This window comes from Streptomyces sp. NBC_00878 (assembly GCF_026341515.1).
GTDB lineage: Bacteria > Actinomycetota > Actinomycetes > Streptomycetales > Streptomycetaceae > Streptomyces.
The window spans coordinates 54,784-77,004 of the sequence record NZ_JAPEOK010000003.1 but is presented as its reverse complement, the minus strand read 5'-3'; the positions used below and the strand labels follow the sequence as shown (position 1 = coordinate 77,004).

Sequence of the window (22,221 nt, the reverse complement as noted above, 5' to 3'; positions counted from 1 at the left end):
GCCCGTGATGCGGAGCGGTCAGATGCCGGCCGGGGCCGGAGTGCGCTCCTGCGGGGCGGAGACGTCGGCGCCGTCGAGCTGCTTGTGCAGCTTTTCGCCCTCGACGTCCACGTCGGGCAGGACGTAGTCGAGCCACTTGGGCAGCCACCAGGCCTTCTCGTCAAAGAGGGCGAGGACCGCGGGCACGATGGCCATGCGGACCACGAAGGCGTCGAAGAGGACCGCGATCGCAAGGCCGAATCCCATCATCTTGATCATTTGGTCGTCTTCCATGATGAAGCCGGAGAAGACGCTGATCATGATGATCGCGGCTGCCGCGACGACCCGTCCGCCGTGGGTGAAGCCAGTGGTGACGGCCTCCGCGGGCGATGCGCCCTGGACGTATGCCTCGCGCATCCGCGTGACGAGGAAGACCTCGTAGTCCATGGCCAGGCCGAATACCACGCCGATCAGGAAGATCGGCATCATGCTCATGATCGGGCCTGGCTGGTCGACGCCCAGCAGGTCGGCGAGCCAGCCCCATTGGAAGACCGCGACGACGGCGCCGAGGGCGGCGGCCACCGAGAGCAGGAAGCCGAGCGCCGCTTTCAGCGGGACCAGCACGGAACGGAAGACGAGCATGAGGAGGAGGAAGGCGAGTCCGACCACCAGGGCCAGGTACGGCAGCAGCGCGTTGTCCAGGGTCTGCGAGAAGTCGATGGTCATCGCGGTCATGCCGGTGACCAGCATGGTCGCGCCGGTGTCGGCCCTGATGTCGCCGGAGAGCGAGCGGATTGACTTCACCAGTTCCTCGGTGGCGTGGTCGCTGGGCCCGGTCTTGGGCACGACCGTGAGGACGGCGGTGTCGCCTGCCTCGTTGAAGGTTGCCGGGGTGACGGCGGCCGCCTTGCCGAGGTCGGTGATTTCCCCGACGACCTGCTCCGCGGCACCCTTCGGATCCTTGACGCCCTTGGTGTCGGCGGTGACCGTCAGCGGGCCGTTGAAGCCGGCGCCGAAGGACTCCGACAGCATGTCGTAGGCCTTGCGCTGGGTGGATGCGGGTGCCGAGCTGCCCTCGTCGGGCAGGCCGAGCTGCAGGCTGGTGGTCGGGAGGGCGATCACCCCGAGGCTGAGGACGGCCGTGATCAGCACGGGCAGGGGTCGACGCAGCACGAACTGGGCCCAGCGGGTGCCGAGCTTCGGCTTGGTACCCGCAGTCTGCCGGGCGGCGGCGACCGGATTCTTACGATCCTTGCGGCGCAGCGCCTTCTTTCCGGCGAAGCCGAGCAGCGCCGGGGTCATGGTGAGCGCGATCAGGACGGCGACGGCGACCGTGGCCGCGGCGGCCAGGCCCATCTTGGTGAGCACCGGGAGGTTGACGACCGCGAGGCCGGACAGCGCGACGATCACGGTGAGGCCGGCGAACACGACGGCGGAGCCCGCGGTTCCGACCGCACGGCCTGCAGCTTCCTCGGGCCCGCGCCCCTCGGCTATCTCCGTGCGATAGCGGGACACGATGAAGAGTGCGTAGTCGATGGCGACCGCGAGGCCGATCATCATGGCCAGCGTCGAGGTCGTGGCGGACAGATCGAGTGCGGCGCCGAGAGCCGCGATGCCGGAGGTTCCGATGCCCACACCGATGATCGCGGAGAGCAGCGGCATACCGGCGGCCACCATCGAGCCGAAGGTCAGGACCAGCACGACCGCGGCCACTCCGATGCCGATCATCTCGGCAGAGCCGTCCATCTCCTGCTTGGCCATCAGCGCGTCGCCGCCGGCCTCGACTGTGTAGCCCGCGTGCCGGGCGGTGTCGGTGGCCCTGGTGAGCGCGTCACGGGCCTTGTCGGTCAGCTCCATCGAGTCGACCTTGTAGGTGACGGAGGCGTAGGCGGTCGTGCCGTCGTCGCTCACCGAGTCCGCCTTGAACGGGTCTGTGACACTGGCGACCTGCGGGCTCGTGCCCAGGGCCTCGACCAGCTTCTCGACCTCGGCCCTGCCTTCGGTGCCGGATATCTTCTCGCCCTGCGGGGCACGGATGACGACGCGTGCCTGCGCGCCCTCCGCGCTTGCCTCGGGGAATCTCTCGTCGAGCAGGTCGAAGGCCTTCTGGGACTCGGTTCCGGGCATCGAGAACGAGTCGGCGGGCGGCGCGGGTGCGGTCGACGCCGCGACACCGACGCCCATCAGCACAGCCACCCAGAGCAGGGCGACGAGTCGGCGGCGCCGGAACGCGCGCCGCCCGAGGCGATAGAGGAATGTAGCCATGTGGAACCTCGATTCCATAGGAGATTGGGCGGGACGAAGCCGCGGCGGGGAGCCCGTCACTCAGTGAGGGCCGCGGACCGCACCGGGGCCTGGGTCACGGGTACGGATCGTGATCGATCTCTGCGCCGGTCACGGTTGCGTGAGGGCCGGTCGACATGCCAAGCACGGCCTCGACCAATCCGTCGGTCACGCCTGCCCGGTGGGGCTGGGTGCGCACGGCGTCGCCGGTGATCCGAGGGGGAGGATCACCTGGAGGGTGTCCGCCCGTTGGGCGTAGATCTGAAGTTCGGGATTGGTGAAGCAGTGGCGGCAGCGGAGGTGGGTGACGTCGACGCCGATGTCACCCAGCGCAGTTTCGGTGTGTGCCAGGCCGTCGATCCCGCCGCCACCGTGCCGTTTCCCGGCGCCGACGCTGCCGGTTGGGGTAGGCGGTAGACCTCGGCGCTGCGGTACGCGACCGTCCGGCCCGTCGCCTCGAACCTCCTGGAGAGTGCCCAGGTGGGTCCCGGAAGTTGACCAGCGCCGTGACCTTGTCGCCGACGCCGAAGATGTCCTGGATGTCGATCGTCAGCTCGGGGAAGGCGTCCAGCATGATCTAGCTGCCCTTGCGCCACACCTCCCGGCCGTGCAGCGGCTCGGCCACGACGGGGACGTTCGCGATGACGTTCTCCGTCAGCAGCTCCTGCGCCGTGGCGAGGTCGCGGTTCTCCAGGCACTGGTACGCCCTGCGCATGAGGGCCACTTTCTTGTCGATGTGGTCGTCATCTCGATGTCCTTCCGAAGGCGGAGGCCCGCCAACGGTGATCGCCCGGGCCGATGTCCTCCACTGAAGACCATGACGTCGCGGCAAGGTCAACACGGTCTGTCCGAAGCTGCCCCGCGACCGGCGTGACGCGCGCCGTGATGGTCGGCCGACCCCGCAGAATCCTCCTTGACCTTGCCGCGACGTCATGGTTTCCACTGGCCTCATGCGAATCGGCGAAGTCGCCGCCCTGGTCGGGGTCACCCCGCGGGCAGTGCGGCACTACCACCAGCTCGGGCTGCTACCCGAACCCCTACGGCGCAGCAACGGGTACCGCACCTACGGCGTGCGGGAAGCAGTCCTGCTGGCCCGCATCCGGCGGCTGACCGAGCTCGGACTCGGACTCGACGAGGTACGGGACGCCCTCGCGGACACCGAAGGCCACGACCTCGCCGAGGTCTTGAGGGAACTCGACGCCGACCTGGCGCGGCAGGAGGTGGTGACCCGGCAGCGCCGGACGCGGCTGGCCCCGCTGCTGGACCAGGCTCAGGGCGGATCCCTGGCCCTTACGGGACCGGTGTCGCCTGAGCTCACCGGCCTGCTGGCCGCTCTCGGGGACGTCGGCGGCTCACCGATGGCCGTGAAGGACCGCGAGCACCTGGCCTTCCTCGACGCCGCGACGCCCCGTGGAAGGCGGGGTGCGCTGATGGCGGCGCTGCAGGGCATGCGGCAGCACGCCGCCGAGGTCTACGGCCTGCTCGACGGCCTCGTCGGCCAGGAGCCGGACGACCCGCAGGTGCCCCGTGCCGCCTCGGCGCTGGAGGCCCTCCTTCCCGACGCCCTCGCGACACACGTCCCCGGCACCAGCACCGACGGCCTGGCCGTCGGCCTGGCCGACGCCCTCTACGAGGACCTGGACCCGGCCCAGGCCGCGGCCGTGCGCCGCGCACTCGAACTCGTCAAGCGACGACAGGAAGAACAGGCATGACCACCACATCCCCCGCCGCACCGAAGCGCGCCTCCTCACCCGCCCTGCGGTTCCTCGCCCACGAGGGCCGGATCATGGAAAGCCTCATCCGGTGGATCACCCGCCGCCCGCACGGCACCGACCAGGCGGACGCGGTCTTCACCCACGGCCGGGACCAGGCCGCCATGATGTACGGCCTCACCTTCGCCTGTGTGATCGAGACCGTCGCCCTGACCTACCTTCTTGCCGACTGGCCCGTCGTCCACACCATCATGCTGGTCGTAGACGTCTACACCGTCCTGTTCGTCCTCGGCCTGCACGCCGCCTCCCGCACCCGGCCGCACACCCTGGCCGGTCGCACCCTGCGTATCCGGCAGGGTGCCAACGTCGACATCCGCATCCCCCTCGACAAGATCGCCTCCATCCGCCGCGAGACCCGCTTCACCCACAAGAAGACGGACGGCGAACTGAACCTCCCCATCGGCTCCCAGACCTCCCTCACCCTCCACCTCACCGAACCCGTCGACGCACCGACATTCCTCGGCGCGGCCCGCCTCGTCACCCTGATCAGACTGCACGCAGACGACCCGAAGGCCCTCCACGACGCCCTCGCACGAGCACGGACCACACCCGAGCCCACCCCGGAAACAACCCCGCAGTCCTGACACAACACGGAACCGCGCCTCGTAGCGCCGTCCCGCCCAGGGCCGCGGGGAACTGCGCGACCAGCCCAACTCAACCCGCACGAACCCACCGTCCCAGGCGGAACCTCACCAAGCCGAGCCAGGAAACACGGGCCGGGCCCACCCCGGCGGTTCAGGCGGCGGCCCCGGGTGCTGAGGGGCGTCCGCGACACGCAGGTCCACCTGAGTCGGAGCGTGCCCCACTCCCCCGGCCCCCGCCGCAGCGGCACGCAGCGCGGTGACAAAGGCAAGACACGACTCGTACCGGTCGTCGGGGCTCTTGGCGAGGGCCTTCGCCAGGACCCCGTCGACGGGCTCGGCGAGGTCGGGGCGCTGCGAGGTCACCGCGGGCGGCTGGTCGTACTGGTGCGCCCACAACAGCGCCATGTCGTCGTCCCGTTGGAAGGGCGGACGCCCGGTCAGGGTCTCGTGGACCACGCAGGCGAGGCTGTAGACGTCACAGCGGCCGTCGACCGGACGGCCGGAGATCTGCTCGGGCGCCACGTAGTCGAGCGTGCCGACGAACTGGCCGACGGATGTGAAGCCGGTCAGGGACAGCGACTTCTTCGTCAGGCCGAAGTCGGTGAGGTAGACGTGCTCGGGGTGGTCGCTGTCCGTGCCCGCCGCCACCAGGATGTTGCCCGGTTTGACGTCCCGGTGGACCAGGCCGTGGTCGTGGGCGGCGTCGAGTGCGGACGCCACCTGGAGGGCGATGCGGGTGGCCACCGCGATCGCCAACGGGCCCTCGCGGTCGAGGAGATGGCGCAGGTCGCGGCCTGCGACGTACCGCATGGCGATGTAGAGGACGCCGTCGGTCTCGCCTGCCTCGAAGACCGGCACGATGTGCGGGTGGTCGATCGCGGCGGCCACCCGCGACTCGTGTGTGAAGCGTTTGCGGAAGGTGTCGTTGCGGGCCAGTTCCGGGGCGAGCAGTTTCAGGGCGACCGTGCGGTCGAGGCGCAGGTCCTTGGCGCGGTAGACGACGGCCATGCCGCCGCGGCCGACCTCGCGCTCGATCCGGTAGCCGGCGATCTGTTTGCCGATCAGGTCGGAGGGCCGTCCCGAGTACAGGCTCGTGTCGTGCGGCATCAGCCGTCACCGTCGCCAGTGACGAGCCGGGTCGGGGCCTGGGCGCTGTCTTCTTCGGGCCGAGGCGACTTCGAATCCTTGTCCCCCACAGCCTGCGTCGGTTCCGGACCCGTGTCCCCCACAGCCTGCGTCGGTTCCGGACCCGTGTCCCCCACAACCTGCGTCGGTTCCGGACCCGTGTCCCCCACAACCTGCGTCGGTTCGGGCCCGATGCCCGGCACAACTTGAGTGGGCTCGGGGCCGGCCTCGTCATGGGGCTCCGGTCCGTCGACGACCGGCGGCTCCGGTGTCGCGTACGTGCTCAGGCGGGTGCCGTCGCAGTACACCCACCGCTCGTGCTCGGCCTCGTACAGCCACACGGCCTCCCCGTCGACGACGATCCCGACCCGCATCCCCCGGGTACGGCGCTGGAACTCCTCCCCGTCGAGGCGGCCGGACGCCAGTTCCTCGACGCTCTGCCGGTAGCGGCCGAGTGTGTCCTCGACGCGGGCGAGCAGGGGGCGCGGGTCGGCGGTGCGGGCGAGCGGCTGTCCGGCGGCGGGCGGCATCTGCGGTACGGCGAGCAGCAGGCGGCCGTCGACCCAGGCCGACCAGCCGTTGGCGCACAGGACGTGCCCCCAGTCACCGCGCCGCTCGACGAGCCGGACCGGCAGGAGGGCGTCGAGCGGCACGGTGGGCCGGGTCGGGTCGGGGGCCTCCCAGGCGGGCAGGCCGTCCCGCGGGACCACGTGGGTGGGGCGGAAGTCCTCGGTCGTCGTCATCGCGCCTGCTTCCTGCGGGCTACTTCCGCATGACTTCGGGTTCGTGCCGCCTCAGCAGCCGGGCGACCAGGTAGCCGAAGACGGCCGAGAGGACGACGAGCATGCCCATGTTGAGCAGCCACACGCCCACCGAGTGCTTGAACAGCGGGTCGGCGGTCAGGTCGCCCGGGACGAGCCGGGCCAGACCGATGGTGCCCGCCATCGCGCCGAGGGCCCACCGGGACGGCACCAGCCAGGACAGTTGCTCGATGCCGGGGACGCCGTCGAGCTTCAGCAGCGCGCCGCAGAACACGACCTGGACGATGGCGAGGAGCACGAGCAGGGGCATCGTGACCTCCTCCTTGCGCACCAGCGCGGAGACGAGGAGGCCGAGCATCATCGCGGTGAAGGAGAGCAGCGCGACGGCGACGGTGATCTCGACGAGGGGCGGCATGAGCACGCCCTCGCCGCCGGGTGCGTTCAGGTCGACGCCGAGCAGTGCCACCAGGGTCAGGACGACGGCCTGGAGGACGGTGATCGTGCCGAGGACGACGACCTTGGACATCAGGTACGCCGATCTGGACAGGCCGACGGCCCGTTCTCGCTGGTAGATCACCCGTTCCTTGACGAGTTCGCGCACGGCGTTGGCCGCGCCGGTGAGGACTCCGCCGACGCAGAGGATGAGCAGCGCGTTCATCGCCGTCTCCTGCGTCAGCTTGCTGCCTGCCAGGGCCCGCGCCATGGCGCCCATGACGAACGGCAGGGCGATCATGATGGCGAGGAAGGTCCGGTCGGCGCTGAGCGCGGCCGCATAGCGGCGCACGAGTGTGCCCAATTGGGAGCCCCAGCTCTGCGCCTTCGACGGGCGGGGAACCGTGCCGGGGGCCGGGGCGGCCTGACCGAGGTGCGGCTGGGCGGTGGACTTGACGATGTACTGGCGGTGCTGGAGCGACGCCAGGTAATCACCGGCCCAGTCCCGTTCGCGGTCCCGTTCGAAGGCCTCGAACGCCTCGGGCCACTGCTGGTAGCCGAAGAAGGCGAGGGTCTCCTCGGGCGGCCCGTAGTAGGCGACCTTGCCGCCGGGTGCGAGGACGAGCAGCCGGTCGCAGACGTCGAGGCTGAGAACGCTGTGGGTGACCACGATGACGGTCCGCCCGTCGTCGGCGAGGCCGCGCAGCATGTGCATCACGGAGCGGTCCATGCCGGGGTCGAGGCCGGAGGTCGGCTCGTCGAGGAAGAGCAGCGAGGGCTTGGTGAGCAGTTCGAGGGCGACGCTGACGCGTTTGCGCTGGCCGCCGGAGAGGCTGTGGATGGGCTGCCCGACGCGCTGTTCCAGGCCGAGCTCGCGTACGACCTCGTCGACCCGGGACCGGCGCTCGGCCTTCGCCGTGTCCTGCGGGAAGCGCAGCTGGGCGGCGTAGGTGAGGGCGCGCCGCACGGTCAGCTGGGCGTGCAGGATGTCGTCCTGCGGTACGAGTCCGATGCGCTGGCGCAGCTCGGCGTAGTCGCGGTACAGGTCGCGGCCGTCGTACAGGACCGTGCCACGGTCGGCGGGGCGCTGGCCGGTCAGGGCGTTGAGCAGCGTGGACTTTCCGGCGCCGCTGGGCCCGACGACGGCGAGCAGGCATTTCTCGCCGACGGGAAAGGAGACCCGGTCCAGGAGCGTCTTGCGGCCCCGGTCGACGGCGACCGACAGGTCCTGCACGTCGAGGGAGACCTCGCCGGTGTCGACGTACTCCTGAAGCTGGTCGCCGACCAGGCAGAACGCCGAGTGGCCGATGCCGACGATGTCGCCCTCGTCGATGCGGGCCCGGTCGACGGGCTGCCCGTTGAGGAACGTGCCGTTGTGGCTGCCCAGGTCGACGATCTCGTACGTCCCGTCCGGCAGGGCGCGCAGCTCCGCGTGCCGTCGGGACACGATCAGGTCGTCGATGACCAGGTCGTTGTCGCCGCCGCGGCCGATGCCGACCATACGGGCGGGCAGCGGGCGCACCGTCGTCGGCCGCCGGAAGGTGCCGGTCGCGCCCGGCACGGAGACCATGGAGGGGCGCTCGGGGGTGGGCGGGGGCCGGCCGGTGAGCACGGCGCACGGGCCGTCGGCGGGGTTGCCGAAGCGGATGACGCTGCCGGGGCCGACGTCCCACTCGCGGACACGGCGGCCGTCGGCGTACGTGCCGTTCGTGCTGTTCTCGTCCTGGAGCGTCCAGTGGTCGGTGTTCGGGCGCAGGACCGCGTGGTGCCAGGAGACGCGGGCGTCGTCGATGACGATGTCGCTGAGCGGGTCGCGGCCGACGCGATAGACGTGGTCCGGGGTCATCACCAGGGTGCCCGTCTCGGTTTCGAGGACGAGTTCGGGCGCCGCTGACCGCTCTCCCATGCCTGAATTCTAGCTATTCGTCCACATGTGCGCCTGCTGCACCCGGTCCACGAAGGCGGCCCGAGCAGCCTTCGAGCGGCTCCGCCCGGATCGGGGATCAGGCGGCCGGCACGGTCAGGAGGGGCAGCGTGCGCTGCATGCGCAGGGCGTCGACCGACTCCGCGAGCAGCTCGTACTCGGTGGTGTCGTCACTCGTGGCGATCCGGACGAGATATCCCGCGGCCAGCTGTTCCGCCGCCAGCTCCTGTTGAGCGTCGTCGCCGCACCACGCGCGCAGCACGCCGGGCACGTCGGGGGCCGTGTCCGCGACGGGCATCATCGAGTTCGGCGGGAAGTACGGGGCGTCGGGGCTCGGGTCGAGGCGCTCGGCCATCCATGACGCCCGGTCCCGTAACCACCACATGGCCAGTGCCAGGGTGGGTGCCCGGTAGGTGCCGAGCGGTACGCCGACCCACATGCCTCCGCACACTCCGTACGCGGTGACATGGCAAAGGAATTCGTCGTGCACGATCGCTCCCCCATCGCATCCGCTTACTGCGGGTCCGGCCTCGCTTTCCTGCGGCTCGCTGGTTGTGCACGATGGCGCTGTTCTTCGGTCGGTTCGCCGGGCGGTCCCGTGGCGCTCCCGATCCGTTCTCCGGGCATTGAATAGCCCTAGCATTCAAGTATCGCCACTCCTGACACTCTGTCACCATGCCATTCCAGCCAGTCTCTTGGCATATTCACGGTGCCGACTGGCCGAAATGACGCGGCCGCGAGATCCAGCTCCTCCGGAGGTATTCCCCGAAGGGCGATCGGCAGGCCCGGCGAGGCCCCGCACGGCTGCCGCGATGAGTTTTGCCGCTCCCGGTGGTCTCGTAGAGGAGAGACCACCGGGACGACAGAGGACATACGGAGGACAGCATGAGCACGGGCACCGAATTGGATCAGCAATTCACCGCGGTACTGCGAAAGAGCCCCGAGATCGGCGGCTGGACCTATCTCGTCTGGCCCGGGTCGGTCGCGATCTTCGGCACGCGCGGCCTGGTCAAGGTCCGCGGGACGATCGACGGCCATCCCTTCCGGAGTTCGTTCATGGCCCTCGGCGACGGCACCCACAAACTTCCCGTGAAGGCCGACGTCCGCAAGGCGATCGGCAAGGAGGCAGGCGACACGGTGACCGTACGCCTGGAGGAACGCGTCACGGACTGACCCCTCGTCCACGGCTCGGGGGTCAGTCCGCAGCTGGTACTCAGGCCTGGGCCGCCCGCCGCACGATCTCGTCGATCCGGGTAAGCTCGTCCTCCGAGAAGTCCAGGTTGCCCGTGGCCGCCACGCTGTCCTCCAGCTGCTGCGGGCTGCTCGCGCCGATCAGTGCGGAGGTGACCCGGCCGCCGCGCAGTACCCAGGCCAGCGCCATCTGGGCCAGGGACTGGCCGCGGGACTTGGCGATGTCGTCCAGGGCGCGCAGCTGGCCGACGAGGTCCTCGGTCACGGTGTCGGCGCTCAGGAAGGGGCTGTCGCTCGCGGCCCGCGAACCCTCCGGGATCCCGTCGAGATAGCGGCCGGTGAGCAGGCCCTGCTCCAGCGGCGAGTAGGCGATGGAGCCGACCTTGAGCTCGTCGAGGGTGTCCAGGAGCCCCTGCTCCTCGGGACGGCGGTCGAGCATCGAGTAGCGCGGCTGGTGGATGAGGAGCGGGGAACCCAGCTCGCCCAGGATGCGGGCGGCCTCCCGGGTCTGCTCCGGCGAGTAGTTGGAGACACCGACGTACAGCGCCTTGCCCTGCTGGACCGCCGAGTGCAGCGCGCCCATCGTCTCCTCCAGCGGAGTCTCCGGGTCGGGGCGGTGCGAGTAGAAGATGTCGACGTAGTCGAGGCCCATCCGGCCCAGGCTCTGGTCGAGCGACGACAGCAGGTACTTGCGGGAGCCCCATTCGCCGTACGGGCCCGGCCACATCAGGTATCCGGCCTTGGTGGAGATGACCAGCTCGTCACGGTACGGCGCGAGGTCCGCCCTGAGCGCGTCACCGAGGGCGGACTCGGCGGCGCCGGGCGGCGGTCCGTAGTTGTTGGCCAGGTCGAAGTGGGTGACGCCCAGGTCGAACGCGCGGCGCAGGATCGCACGCTGGGTGTCCACCGGCCGGTCGGGGCCGAAGTTGTGCCACAGGCCGAGGGAGAGCGCGGGAAGGTTCAGGCCGCTGCGTCCCGTGCGCCGGTAGGGCATGTCCGCGTAACGGTCGGTGTGTGCGGTGTACAACACGTTCTCCAGAGGGGTCGGACGGAGTGGACCGGTATCCACTCTCGCCTGCCCCGTCGACAGCGGTCCAACAGGAGAATCGGATGAGATTCAGCGGATAAGCTTCTCAATCATGGAATTGCGCCACCTACAGCACTTCGTCGCGGTCGCCGAGGACCAGCATTTCACCCGGGCGGCGGAGCGGCTCATGGTGTCGCAGTCCGGCCTGTCCGCCTCCATCCGCGCGCTGGAGCGGGAACTGCGGGCCCCGCTCTTCGTCCGCACCACCCGCCGCGTCACGCTCACGGAGGCCGGCCGGGCCCTGCTGACCGAGGCGGAGCGGATCCTCGCCCAGGTCCGCGCGGCCCAGGACGCGGTGGCCGCCGTACAGGGCGTGCTGCGCGGCACGCTCTCTGTGGGCACCGAGCAGTGCATCGCCGGGGTGCCCGTGGCCCCGTTGCTGGCCTCGTTCCGCAGGCAGCATCCGGACGTGGAGATCCGGCTGCGGCAGGCCGGCTCGGGCGCGCTGGCCGAGGACGTCGCCGCGGGCCGGCTGGACCTGGCCTTCGCCGTGACGACCCGCGCCGACACGGAACAGCTCCGCTGCCTGCCCCTGACCAGCGAACCGATGACCGTGCTCTGCCATCCCTCGCACCGCCTGGCGACCAGAGGGCCTGTCACCCCGGACGAACTCGGCGGCGAGGCCTTCGTCGACTTCCACCCCGACTGGGGTCCGCGCCGCACCACCGACGCGGCCTTCGCGGCGGCGGGCGTGCACCGTACGGTCGCCCTGGAGGTCAACGACGTGCACAGCCTCCTCGACCTCGTCGAGGAGGGCCTCGGAATCGCCGTCGTACCGCGCCACTTCGCCCACAAGCGGCGGGCTCTTCCCGCACTCCCCCTCAAGGCCGACACCGAGACGCCGTACGAGACCGTGGCGATGCTGCCACCCCCGGAGGCGACCAGTCCGGCCGCCCGGGCCCTGATGTCTCTACTCGAAACAGGGGGCCTGGCACCACCCCGGTTGGGCATCCAGCACTCCTGACCCGGCCCCGTCCCCCGCAGCAGAATCGTGCACATCGATCACGACAACTGCGGGACAGGGGTGCGGAGATGACTGAGCACAGCCGGCGGAACGTGCTGCGCGGGGCGGCGGCCATCGCGGCGGCGGGCGGACTCGTGGGGTCGACAGGGGGACTCGCGGCAGGTGCTTCCGCCACCACGAAGGAGCGCCACCACCCGTTCCTGGAAGGGGCGTTCGCACCGGTCACCGAGGAGCTGACCGCCTTCGACCTCCCGGTCACCGGACGCATCCCGCGTGAACTCAACGGCCGCTACCTGAGGAACGGGCCGAACGTCCTCGGCCTGGAGGATCCCCGCGCGCACCATTGGATGCAGGGCGACGGCATGGTGCACGGCGTCCGGCTGCGGGACGGCCGCGCCGAGTGGTACCGCAACCGCTGGGTCCGCTCCTCCCGCGTCGCCGAGAAGCTCGGCGAGCCCTACCCGGGGCCGGTGCCGCCGGACGACTTCCCGTGCAACACCCACGTGATCGGGCACCGCGGACGGGTCCTGGCCCTCCAGGAGAGCGGCCCGCTGCCGTACGAACTCGACTACGAGCTCAACACGGTGGGCACGTACGACTTCCGCGGCACTCTGGAGGGCGCGTTCACCGCGCACACCAAGCTCGACGCGAAGACGGGCGAGCTGCACGCGATCACGTACTACCCGACCTGGAACCACATCCGGCATCTGGTGGTGAACGCCGCGGGGCAGGTCGTACGGACCACGCGGATCCCGGTGTCGGACAGCCCGATGATCCACGACTTCGCGCTCACCGAGAAGCACGTCGTCATCTTCGACATGCCGGTCACCTTCGATCCGGCGGGGGCGGAGCGGGGCGACCTGGTGCCGTACGTGTGGAACCACCGGCATCCCTCGCGGGTCGGTGTCCTGCCGCGGGCCGGCGGGCCTGTCCGCTGGTTCGAGGTGGAGCCGACGTACTACTCGCACACCCTCAACGCGTACGACGAGGGGTCGTCGGTGGTCGTCGACTTCACGGCCTATCCGGCGCCCTTCTTCGTCGCGGGACGTGGCTCCGGCGGGCCCTACGGGGCAGGGACCGTCCGGCTGCACCGCTGGACCATCGACCGCGACCGGGGCCGCGTCCACACCAAGGTCCTGGACGACCGGCCGCAGGAGTTCCCGCGCGTCAACGAGGCGCTGGTCGCGCGCAGGCACCGGTACGGGTACACGACGGCCGCCGCCGAGATGTCGCTGGCGTATGTGACGGCCGACGGGACCCCGCCCGACCGGGCCTTCAGCAGCGAGCTGGTCAAGCAGGACCTGTTCCGCGGTACCTCGCAGGTGCACCGGCTGCCCCGGAACGCGGCGGTGGGCGAGGCGGTGTTCGTGGCCTCGGATCCGACGGCCGCGCGGGCCGCGGAGGACGACGGCTACACGCTGGCGTACGTGCACAATCCCGACCGGGGCGCCGCCGATCTGCTGATCCTGTCGGCTCAGGACTTCACGGGTGAGCCGGTCGCCCGGGTCCATCTGCCGGGGCGGGTGCCGCTGGGCTTCCACGGGAGCTGGGTGCCGGACGCGTGAGAGCCCCTGGGGGCCGACCGGAACCGCCGCACGGTCCGGCCGGCCCCGGGGTGCTCAGAGCTCGTAGCCCGGCAGGACGACGTCCCGGATCAGGGCGGCCCGCTCGTCGAACGGGATGAAGGCGCTCTTCAGGGCGTTGACCGTGACCGTGCGCAGGTCGTCGAGGGTCCAGCCCGCCTCGTCGACGAGCAGGGACATCTCGCGGGTCATGGTCGTACCGGACACCAGACGGTTGTCGGTGTTGAGGGTCACGCGGAAGCCCAGGTCACGCAGGTGCGTGATCGGGTGGTCGGCGATCGACGTGGCCGCGCCCGTCTGGAGGTTCGAGGTGGGGCACATCTCCAGGGCGATCCGGCGGTCGCGCACCCAGCCCGCGACGCGGCCGAGCTTGCCGTCCACGATGTCCTCGGTGATGCGGACGCCGTGACCGATGCGCTGGGCTCCGCAGACCTGGAGGGCCTGGTGGATGCTGGGCAGGCCGTGGGCCTCACCGGCGTGGATGGTGAACGGGACGTTCTCGACGCGCAGGTGCTCGAAGGCGGCGAGGTGGTCGGCGGGCGGGAAGCCGTCCTCGGCGCCCGCGATGTCGAAGCCGACGACGCCCGCGTCCCGGAACGTCACCGCCAGGTCCGCGATCTCGCGGCTGCGGTCGAACATCCGCATCCCGCACAGCAGGGTGCCGACCCGGACCGGGGTACCGGCGGCCGCCGCCTTCGCCATACCGGCGGCCAGACCCTCCTGGACGGTCTCGACGACCTCGGGCAGGGCGAGCCCGCCGTTCAGCATCAGCTCGGGGGCGTAGCGCACCTCGCCGTAGACGACACCGTCCTCGGCCAGGTCGAGCACGTACTCCTCGGCGGTCCGCAGCAGTCCCTCGCGGGTCTGCAGCACGGCGAGGGTGTGCTCGAAGGTGCCTATGTAGCGGACCAGGTCGCCGGAGCCGGCCGCCTCGAAGTACCAGGCGGCGAGCGCGTCCGGGTCGGTGGTGGGGAGCGTGTGGCCGACCGCGTCGGCGAGTTCGACGAGCGTCGCGGGCCGCAGCCCGCCGTCGAGGTGGTCGTGCAGGACGGCCTTGGGGAGCCGGCGGATGGTGTCGATGTCGATACGGGACGCGGTCATGCGCTGTTTCCTCGGCAGGTTGTCGGTGGGTGTCATCTGTGGATGGGAAGTGCTGATCACTGGGTGGTTGCGTCGGGAGCGGCGGGTTGCGGGTCGTGGGCGGCGGGCTGCAACAGGTCCCACCGGTTGCCGTACAGGTCCTGGAAGACGGCGACCGAGCCGTACGTCTCGTGGCGCGGCTCCTCCAGGAAGGTCACGCCCGCCGCGGTCATCCGTGCGTGGTCGCGCGCGAAGTCGTCGGTGTGCAGGAAGAAGCCCACGCGTCCGCCGGTCTGGTCGCCGACCCGGCCGCGCTGTGCCTCGCCCTTGGCACGGGCCAGCAGGAGCCCGGTGCCGGGCCCGCCGGTGTCCGGCTCCACGACGACCCAGCGGGAGCCGTCGGGGCGCGGGGTGTCCTCGGCGAGCCGGAATCCGAGGGCCTCGGTGTAGAAGCGGATCGCCTCGTCGTAGTCGTCGACGACGAGGGTGACCAGGGCAACGCGTGTCATCGGGGCCTCTCGGGGAGTGAAGGGGAGTGAAGGGAAGTGAAGGGACAGGACATGAGCTGGGTTATACGTAACACGCGAGGATACGGCATGGGGAGGAATGTCGGGCTCCCTGCCGGTGGAGGGGCCGCGTGCCGTCGCCGTATCCGCCTCCTGCATGCTGGAGTCAAGATCCAGCGACAGGAGTGACACACCATGTCCGAGACGCCCAGGTCGACCGGAGCCCCCGCCCACCAGAACGTCACTTTCCCGAGCGGCGGCACCACCGCACACGGTTATCTGGCGCTGCCGCCCTCCGGACAGGGCCCCGGCGTCATCGTGATCCAGGAGTGGTGGGGCCTGACCGACCACATCGCGGACGTCACCGAGCGCCTGGCGAAGGAGGGCTTCGTGGCGCTGGCTCCCGACCTGTACGGCGGCAATGTCGCCCACGACGGGGCCGAGGCGTTGCGCATGATGCAGGACCTGCCGGTGTCGCGCGGCGTCGAGCTGCTCTCCGGCGCCGTCGACCACCTGCTCGCGATGCCCGAGGTCACGTCCGCGGCCGTCGGCTCGGTCGGCTTCTGCATGGGCGGCGGCTTCGTCCTGTACCAGGCCGCCACCGACTCGCGTGTCCACGCCGCCGTTCCCTTCTACGGCGTCATCCAGGGCGAGACCCCTGACTTCTCGGGCCTGAAGGCCCAGATCCTCGGCCACTACGGCGAACGCGACGGGGCCATTCCGGTCGACTCCCTCCCCCCGCTCAGCGACACGATCCGCGAGCAGTCCGGCATCACCCCGGACTTCCGCGTGTACCCCGCCGACCATGCCTTCTTCAACGACGGCCGCCCCGAGGTCCACGACCCCGAGTCGTCGAGCAAGGCCTGGCGGAGCACGGTGGACTTCCTGCACGCGCAACTGGGCTGATCGGGAGCCGGGGAGGCAGAACGGCAGCGCCCGCCGCCGCGCGAACGCGGCGACGGGCGCACCCGGCGAGAAGCGTCAGTACGTGGACGCGAACCGTCAGTACGTGTAGGTGTTCAGCGTCGACACCGCGGACGCCGGGTTTCCGAGGTCGTACCGGTCCACCGCGAGGAAGTTGGGCTTCTTGCGGGCCGCGGGCTGGCAGAAGCGCTGGGCCCGGTCGAGGAGTTTGGTGTTGTCGGTGGTGGCCGTGGAGGCGATCGCCGCGTCGCGGAAGTGGTTCATGACGAACAGCGGCCGGAAGGGCGGCGCCGTGGCCGTGAGGGGGACGTTGCTGTTGGCGTCGTACCACCGGCTGTAGCAGGACCAGTCGGAGCCGCCGAGTCCCGAACCCATGGACCAGTAGTTCTCGACGGTCCACTCGCGCTGGTACATGACGCCGAAGCTGTCGCGGGTGAGACCGGCGGACTGGTCGGCGGAGCGGCTGTGGTCGGTGAAGATGAGGAGGCGGTCGTTGGCGGCGATGAGTTCCGACATCTTCGGCCAGCCGTTGGTGCGGACACCGGTCTGGTCGGGGCGGTAGAGGACGTCGGACAGGCCGTTGACTCGGGCCAGTTCGCTGCGCAGGACGCCCGGGTCGACGTAGTCCTCCAGGAAGACGGTGACGAACTCGTTCGGGTTCGCCCTCAGGTAGTCGACCATGCGCTGGATGTCCACCCACAGTGCGACCGGGCTGCTGACGAGGGTGCAGCTGTTGTGGCAGAGGATCGCGCCGTCGGAGGTCTGGTGGATGTCCAGCATGAAACCGCGTACGCCGTCGGTGAGTTGCTGGTTGATTCCCCGGCTCTGGTTCGGGACGAGGTTCACGAAGGGTGGCGCGAATCCGCCGTCGACGCCGTTCGCGTAGGCGTTGTGGGACGTGAGGAACGTGACCTGGTCCAGGGTGCGTTGGTCCGTGGACGGCATCGGGGAGGTCGGGGACGACGTGGGAGTGAGGTACCAGGCGGCCAGGTCCCCGGCCGAACCCAGGGTCAGCTGGGCGGGGTAGTTGGAGCCGGACGGCTTCGCGGCGACCGTCAAGTACTGGTCGGCGCCCGGGACTTTGAGCCGGTAGCGGTCGGTTCCCGTCGAGGTGATCTCCCACGGGGCGTCGCCGCTCGCGCAGGCCACGGTTCTCGCCTGGCCGCCTGAGCGGCCGAGGCAGCTGCCCGCGGTGTCGGTGCTCTCCAGTACGTACGACGCGCCGCTCGTCCGGAGCGTCCACTGCTGGCGGTCCTCGTTGCCCTTGGGGTTGCGCTGGACGACCGCTCCCCCGCTGTCGGCGGCGTTCAGGCCGGTGACCGCGCTCTGCACATAGAACACACCTCCCGTCGGCATGGCCGCCGCCTGGGCGGGAGCGGCGAGGGCGGTGGTGAGTGCCGCTCCGGCGGCGGTGAGGGCAAGCAGGGGGCGATGCATCCGCATGACGGTCGGGGTCCCTTTCGGCAGCACGGCGACGCCGGAAGCGGCGGGCCGGAAAATGGGGGGTCTGCGCGGGACACTCAATCGGGTTGGTATGGACTGGTCAAGAGCATGACAGGCCGGAAAGGGCGGCGGCACCAGGCCGCCGCCCTCAGGCTGCCAGAGGTATCCGAGCGGTACCTCAGCAGTACAGGTTGTTGCCCGTCGTCGTGCCGAGGATCTGGGTGAACCGCGTGTAGTTGTTCACCCGGCTCTGCACCTGCGCCGGGTTCTTCCCGTCGCACTCCAGGGAGCCGTTGATGGAGCGGATCGTCTGGCCGAAGCCGGCCTGGTTGACCATGGCGTTGTGCGGGGTCATCGTGCCGGGGCCGTTCTGCGTGTTCCAGTACCAGAGGCCCGTCTTCCAGGCCACGGCGGAGTCGTTCTGTACGAGCCAGGGGTTGTTGAGGAGGTCGATGCCGAGCGCGTCGCCCGCGGCCTTGTAGTTGAAGTTCCAGCTGAGCTGGATCGGTCCGCGGCCGTAGTAGGCGGCCTGGCCGGCCGGGCAGCCGTACGGCTGGCTCCAGTCGCAGTAGTGGGGGTAGTTGGCGGTGTTCTGCTCGACGATGTGGACGAGACCGCCGGTCTCGTGGCTGACGTTGGCGAGGAAGGCCGCGGCCTCCTGCTTCTTCACGGTGTCGCTGCCGGTGTTCGCGAAGCCGGGGTAGGCGCTCAGCGCGGCCGTCAGCCCGCTGTACGTGTAGAAGGAATTCCGGTTCGGGAACATCTGGTTGAACTGCGCCTCGCTCACGACGAAGCCGGACGGGCTGGGGGGTGTGGTGCCTCCGTCACAGGCGTACGGCTCCCAGAACCAGGTGCTGATGATGGGGTCGTAGCCCGGGTTGTCGTGCTCGGCTATGTATGCCTTGCCGTCGGTGTAGCGGACGATGTTGCCGGTGACGTACGACTGGCCGGCCACCCAGTTCGGGTAGCTCGAACAGGCCGCCGCGGACGCGCTGGATGCCGGCAGGAGCACCGGCGCGGCGCTTGCGAGCACGAGCGCGGCCACGAACGCGGAGATACGACGCCTCGACACAGGACCAACTCCTTCGCGGAGCACGGCCGCACCCGTACGGGGGCAGAGCGAAGCGGAACCTTGTGCGCGCAGGCCGGTGTGACCGGCCACGGCGTAAGGGGCGGCCGTGGTGGGGGGTGTGGAGGCATACTCAACTCCTTTGGTCTGGACCAGTCAAGGGTGTAGACCAGTCAACTCGCCCCGGGGCCGCCCCGTTCAGCTCAGCGGCTTCTCCAGCACCGCCTTGCGGTGGCTGAATGTCTCGATCGAATAGCGGCCGTGGTAACTGCCCATGCCGCTCGCGCCGACGCCGCCGAAGGGCAGGTCGGAGACGGTGAGATGGGCGAGAGGCAGGCCGAATCCGAGGGCTCCGGAGGAGGTTTCGGCGGCGAGCCGTTCCCGCGTGATGTCGGACTCGGTGAAGACGTACAACGCCAGGGGCTTGTCGCGGTCGTTGATGAAGTCGACGGCCTGGTCCAGACCGGAGACGGTCACGATCGGCAGGACCGGACCAAAGATCTCCTCGCGCATGACGGGCGCGTCGGGGTCGACGTCGGCCAGGACGGTCGGCGCGATGTACCTGGTGGCGCGGTCACTGTCACCGCCGACGACGACACGCCCGGAGTCGAGCAGTCCGGTGAGGCGGTCGAAGTGCCGCTCGTTGATGATCCGGCCGTACTCGGTGGAGGCGGCGGGGTCGGATCCGTACAGGCCCTCGACCGCCTTGGCCAGAACCGGTTCCAGGGCGCGGGCCGTCTCCGGGTCGGTGAGTACGTAGTCGGGCGCGACGCAGGTCTGCCCGGCGTTGAGGAACTTGCCGCGGGCGAGGCGCTCGGCGACGACGGTCAGGTCGGCGTCCCGGTCGACGAACGCCGGGGACTTGCCGCCGAGTTCGAGGGTGACCGGGGTGAGGTGCCGGGCGGCGGCGGTCATGACGATGCGGCCGACGGTGCCGTTGCCGGTGTAGAAGATGTGGTCGAAGCGCTCTGCGAGCAGGGCCGTGGTCTCGGGGATGCCGCCCTCGACGACGGCGACCGCATCGGTGTCGAGGTACTCCGGCAGGAGCCGGGCCAGGACGCCGGAGGTGGCCGGGGCGAGTTCACTGGGCTTGACGACGACCGCGTTGCCGGCGGCGAGCGCGCCGGCCATCGGCGCGAGCAACAGCTGCGCCGGGTAGTTCCAGGGGGCGATGACCAGGACGACGCCGAGTGGGTCGTATCGCGTCCAGGCCGTGGCGTCCGCGCCGAGGTGCGCGGGGACGGGGGCGGACTCGGGGCGCAGCCACCCGTCGAGGTGCTCCAGGGTGTGGTCGATCTCCCGTACGACGAAGTTGATCTCCGTGCGGAAGGCCTCGGTGGAGCTCTTGCCCAGGTCCGCGTGGAGGGCCCCGGCCAGGTCCTCACCGTGCGAGGTGAGCATCTCGCGCAGTCGGCGCAGCTGGGTGGTGCGCCAGGCGACGGGCTTGGTGCGGCCGGTGCGGAACGTGGCGCGCAGCCGGGCCACGGTGTCGGCGGGCCGCTCGGGGGTGGACTGGTTCACGGTGCCTCGCTGGTCGGGGCGGGCTGGTCGCCCGCGCGCGTGGGATCGAGCGGCAAGCTCGATGTATACGCCAACCATTTATACGGCATCGAGCATTCCACCTCACGCGATGCAACTGTCCGAAGGCGTCACAGATCACACCGGGGGCCCAACGGCCACACGCGAAGGGTTCTCGGGCGCCTACACCGAGGACTCGGCGGCCGCCCCGTCGAGCGTGTCCGCCAGCCGGTGCAGCAGCCCCCGCAACAGTTCGTCGTCGCTGTCACTCAGGACGGGCCACTGGTCGCGGACCTCCCGGTCGACGCGCCGCCAGTACGTCTCACCGCGCGGGGTCAGGTGGGCGAGGATGCGCCGCCGGTCCAGAGGATCGACACGTCGGAAGACCAGGTTCTGGTCGACGAGCTGGTCGACCAGCTTGGTGAGGGTCGGGGGCGGCAGGAAAGCCGCTTCGGCGACCGCCGCCATCGGGTGCCCCGCACCGTCGGAGAGCAGGGAGAGCACCCGCCAGGCGTCGAGCGAGCAGCCGTGCTCGTCCAGGGCGGCCTGGAGCCGGCGCGCGGCCAGTCGCTCGGCCCGCGTCAAGAGGCGCATGAGGTCCTGGGACCGAAGCGGAGGTGGGGTCGGCATCCTTCTCCTCGCTCGCGGGGGTCAGCCCATCGTACAAGTCCCGCTTCCCACAAGGATCTCCCGCATCTGCCGCCGCAGGGCGTGCGGGTGCCGCACGTCCGGACCCGGCCGCCGCACACTCCCGGCGCGGATCTGTGCCGCGGCGGGCGTGGACCGTACCCCGAGACGGACTGGAGTTCACCGGGCGTTCCCGGAATCATGCCCCCATGGTCCGGCTCGACCCGCCTCCGCTCGACTGGTTCACGGCCGACGACTCGGTCGTCAGCGTGGCGCTGGTCTTTCCCATGCAGGGCGCCGCCGGGATCTTCGGACCCACGTGCGAGTTGTGCGCGCGGCTCGCCGTCGAGGAGGTCAACCGCTCGGGCGGGGTGCTCGGCAAGGAGCTGCGGCTGCTGCCGGTCGACGGCGGCGCCGAACCGCACCGCATCGCGGAGAACGTCGAGGCGCTGGTCGACCTCGGCATCGTGCAGGGCGTCACCGGCTGGCACATCTCCTCCGTACGCCAGGCGCTGGCCCCGCGGATCGCCCACCGGGTGCCCTACGTGTATACGGCGCTGTACGAGGGCGGCGAGGACACGGCCGGAGTGTTCCTGACGAGCGAGACCCCGAACGACCAACTGCGGCCCGCCATGCACCTGCTGGCCCGCGAGCACCGGGTGCGCCGGTGGTTCGTCGTCGGCAACGACTACGTCTGGCCGCGCCGCACGGCCCGCGCGGCACACCACTACGCGCGCGAGTCGGGCGGCGGCATCCGCGCGGAGGCGTATCTGCCGCTCGGCACCCACGACTTCGACGGGGTGCTGCGCCGGATCGAGCGGTCGGACGCGGACGCCGTGCTGATGCTGCTCGTGGGCAGCGACGCGGTCCGCTTCAACCGGGCGTTCGCCGCGTCTGGCCTCGACGAGCGCTGCCTTCGGCTGAGCACCTTGATGGACGAGAACATGCTGATGGCGAGCGGCCCCACGGCCACCGCCGGCCTCTACAGCACGGCCGGGTTCTTCGCGTCCCTCGCCAATCAGGACACCCTCGACTTCCACGGCCAGTACGCCGGGCGATACGGAGTCGAGGCGCCGGTTCTCGGCAGTCTCGGCGAATCGTGTTACGAGGGCGTCCTGTTGCTGGCCGCGCTCATCGACCGGGCCAGGACCCTCGACGTCTCCGCGATCGGCGCGGCGGCGGACACCGTCTCGTACGAGGGCCCGCGCGGGCTGCTCCACCTGCGCGGCAGTCACGTACGCCAGCGCATCTACCTGGCGCGGGCGGACGGCGTGGACTTCGACGTCGTGGCCCAGCTGGATCTTCACGAAACCCGGCCTTGACATGCTCGCGCCTCCGCGAAGATACTTCCCACAGGAAGTAATTAGAA

General features: G+C 70.3%; 20 protein-coding genes. 7 read left to right on the top strand and 13 right to left on the bottom strand.

Annotated elements, in window-relative coordinates:
- Nucleotides 1-18: 18 nt before the first annotated feature.
- Both OHA11_RS47280 and OHA11_RS47275 read right to left on the bottom strand, forming a co-directional pair.
- Complete coding sequence (locus OHA11_RS47280; RefSeq protein WP_266508774.1) at nt 19-2,244, bottom strand: MMPL family transporter; 2,226 nt, start codon at nt 2,242-2,244, stop codon at nt 19-21.
- Nucleotides 2,245-2,839: 595 nt separating this feature from the next.
- Nucleotides 2,840-2,977, bottom strand: coding sequence for a hypothetical protein (locus OHA11_RS47275; RefSeq protein WP_266508772.1), 138 nt, complete (start codon nt 2,975-2,977; stop codon nt 2,840-2,842).
- A gap of 235 nt (nt 2,978-3,212) precedes the next feature.
- Here OHA11_RS47275 and OHA11_RS47270 point away from each other — a divergent pair, with 235 nt between their 5' ends.
- Complete coding sequence (locus OHA11_RS47270; protein WP_266508770.1) at nt 3,213-3,974, top strand: MerR family transcriptional regulator; 762 nt, start codon at nt 3,213-3,215, stop codon at nt 3,972-3,974.
- Nucleotides 3,971-4,618 (top strand): hypothetical protein, encoded by a 648-nt coding sequence (locus OHA11_RS47265; protein WP_266508769.1) that lies wholly within the window; start codon nt 3,971-3,973, stop codon nt 4,616-4,618. Before OHA11_RS47270 ends, OHA11_RS47265 begins: the two co-directional genes overlap by 4 nt.
- A gap of 105 nt (nt 4,619-4,723) precedes the next feature.
- On the opposite strand, the gene OHA11_RS47260 is transcribed toward OHA11_RS47265, so the two are convergent.
- The 4 genes from OHA11_RS47260 to OHA11_RS47245 all read right to left on the bottom strand — a co-directional run bounded on the left by OHA11_RS47260 (nt 4,724) and on the right by OHA11_RS47245 (nt 9,350).
- The gene (locus OHA11_RS47260) at nt 4,724-5,725 is read right to left on the bottom strand and encodes a serine/threonine-protein kinase (RefSeq protein WP_266508767.1); all 1,002 of its coding nucleotides are present in this window, start codon (nt 5,723-5,725) and stop codon (nt 4,724-4,726) included.
- Nucleotides 5,725-6,486, bottom strand: a complete 762-nt coding sequence (locus OHA11_RS47255) for a hypothetical protein (protein WP_266508763.1) — start codon at nt 6,484-6,486, stop codon at nt 5,725-5,727. The genes OHA11_RS47260 and OHA11_RS47255 overlap by 1 nt, the downstream gene beginning before the upstream one ends.
- A 19-nt stretch (nt 6,487-6,505) precedes the next feature.
- Nucleotides 6,506-8,842, bottom strand: coding sequence for an FHA domain-containing protein (locus tag OHA11_RS47250; RefSeq protein ID WP_266508761.1), 2,337 nt, complete (start codon nt 8,840-8,842; stop codon nt 6,506-6,508).
- A gap of 97 nt (nt 8,843-8,939) precedes the next feature.
- Nucleotides 8,940-9,350 (bottom strand): hypothetical protein, encoded by a 411-nt coding sequence (locus tag OHA11_RS47245; protein WP_266508760.1) that lies wholly within the window; start codon nt 9,348-9,350, stop codon nt 8,940-8,942.
- Between the two features lie 395 nt (nt 9,351-9,745).
- Between OHA11_RS47245 and OHA11_RS47240 the strand changes: the two genes are divergently transcribed.
- Nucleotides 9,746-10,033 (top strand): DUF1905 domain-containing protein, encoded by a 288-nt coding sequence (locus OHA11_RS47240; protein ID WP_266508759.1) that lies wholly within the window; start codon nt 9,746-9,748, stop codon nt 10,031-10,033.
- A 40-nt stretch (nt 10,034-10,073) separates the two neighbouring features.
- On the opposite strand, the gene mgrA is transcribed toward OHA11_RS47240, so the two are convergent.
- Complete coding sequence (gene mgrA, locus OHA11_RS47235) at nt 10,074-11,078, bottom strand: L-glyceraldehyde 3-phosphate reductase (RefSeq protein WP_323186806.1); 1,005 nt, start codon at nt 11,076-11,078, stop codon at nt 10,074-10,076.
- A gap of 112 nt (nt 11,079-11,190) precedes the next feature.
- Here mgrA and OHA11_RS47230 point away from each other — a divergent pair, with 112 nt between their 5' ends.
- Both OHA11_RS47230 and OHA11_RS47225 read left to right on the top strand, forming a co-directional pair.
- Complete coding sequence (locus OHA11_RS47230; RefSeq protein ID WP_266508755.1) at nt 11,191-12,102, top strand: LysR family transcriptional regulator; 912 nt, start codon at nt 11,191-11,193, stop codon at nt 12,100-12,102.
- Nucleotides 12,103-12,170: 68 nt separating this feature from the next.
- Nucleotides 12,171-13,667, top strand: coding sequence for a carotenoid oxygenase family protein (locus OHA11_RS47225; RefSeq protein ID WP_266508754.1), 1,497 nt, complete (start codon nt 12,171-12,173; stop codon nt 13,665-13,667).
- 54 nt (nt 13,668-13,721) lie between these two features.
- Here the strand turns inward: OHA11_RS47225 and OHA11_RS47220 are convergent, their stop codons facing one another.
- A complete protein-coding gene (locus OHA11_RS47220) occupies nt 13,722-14,786 on the bottom strand; it encodes an adenosine deaminase (RefSeq protein ID WP_266508806.1) in 1,065 nt (354 codons plus the stop codon).
- Nucleotides 14,787-14,842: 56 nt separating this feature from the next.
- Complete coding sequence (locus OHA11_RS47215; RefSeq protein ID WP_266508753.1) at nt 14,843-15,274, bottom strand: VOC family protein; 432 nt, start codon at nt 15,272-15,274, stop codon at nt 14,843-14,845.
- A gap of 192 nt (nt 15,275-15,466) precedes the next feature.
- Here OHA11_RS47215 and OHA11_RS47210 point away from each other — a divergent pair, with 192 nt between their 5' ends.
- The gene (locus tag OHA11_RS47210; protein ID WP_266508752.1) at nt 15,467-16,177 is read left to right on the top strand and encodes a dienelactone hydrolase family protein; all 711 of its coding nucleotides are present in this window, start codon (nt 15,467-15,469) and stop codon (nt 16,175-16,177) included.
- A 96-nt stretch (nt 16,178-16,273) separates the two neighbouring features.
- Here OHA11_RS47210 and OHA11_RS47205 read toward each other — a convergent pair whose 3' ends face one another.
- The 4 genes from OHA11_RS47205 to OHA11_RS47190 form a co-directional block, all read right to left on the bottom strand.
- Nucleotides 16,274-17,638, bottom strand: a complete 1,365-nt coding sequence (locus OHA11_RS47205; protein ID WP_266508751.1) for an RICIN domain-containing protein — start codon at nt 17,636-17,638, stop codon at nt 16,274-16,276.
- Nucleotides 17,639-17,816: 178 nt separating this feature from the next.
- Nucleotides 17,817-18,710, bottom strand: a complete 894-nt coding sequence (locus OHA11_RS47200; RefSeq protein WP_266508750.1) for a glycoside hydrolase family 19 protein — start codon at nt 18,708-18,710, stop codon at nt 17,817-17,819.
- Between the two features lie 195 nt (nt 18,711-18,905).
- Entirely contained in the window at nt 18,906-20,306 is a 1,401-nt protein-coding gene (locus OHA11_RS47195; protein ID WP_266508748.1) for an aldehyde dehydrogenase family protein, read from the bottom strand.
- 102 nt (nt 20,307-20,408) lie between these two features.
- The gene (locus OHA11_RS47190; protein WP_266508746.1) at nt 20,409-20,819 is read right to left on the bottom strand and encodes a MarR family winged helix-turn-helix transcriptional regulator; all 411 of its coding nucleotides are present in this window, start codon (nt 20,817-20,819) and stop codon (nt 20,409-20,411) included.
- 242 nt (nt 20,820-21,061) lie between these two features.
- Here OHA11_RS47190 and OHA11_RS47185 point away from each other — a divergent pair, with 242 nt between their 5' ends.
- The gene (locus OHA11_RS47185; RefSeq protein WP_266508744.1) at nt 21,062-22,174 is read left to right on the top strand and encodes a substrate-binding domain-containing protein; all 1,113 of its coding nucleotides are present in this window, start codon (nt 21,062-21,064) and stop codon (nt 22,172-22,174) included.
- Nucleotides 22,175-22,221 lie beyond the last annotated feature (47 nt).